This window comes from Citrobacter sp. R-1.5.2 (assembly GCF_035064245.1).
GTDB lineage: Bacteria > Pseudomonadota > Gammaproteobacteria > Enterobacterales > Enterobacteriaceae > Citrobacter.
Map to the genome: position 1 here is coordinate 1 of NZ_JASEYC010000107.1, position 317 is coordinate 317.

At 55.2% G+C, this 317-nt stretch carries 1 pseudogene; it reads right to left on the bottom strand.

The features are described from left to right. Positions 1–317 (bottom strand): annotated as a pseudogene (locus tag QMN38_RS26820) (hypothetical protein); the annotation flags it as partial.

A 317-nucleotide genomic window follows, 5' to 3' on the forward strand; every position in this document is an offset into this window, starting at 1 on the left:
GCGATATTCGTCGTATTGGTCGCGATGTCAGTGGTGTTTTGCGCCACGTTCTGATTGGTTTCAAATAGCTGAGAACCGTTAACCGCATCGGTGCTGTCTGCGGACAGAGTACCGGCCGCCACGTTGGTGATCTTACTGGCGGCGTTGGCGCCATGACCGGCGCTAAACGCGCCAGCGGTCGCATCCCACAGCAGGGCATCATTGGTGAGATCCGTCACGGTGGTGCTGAGGTCGGAAACCGAGGTATTCAGATTGGTGATGTTGGTTGTGTTGGTTGCGATATTGCTGGTATTGGTCGCAATATCCGTGGTGTTGGT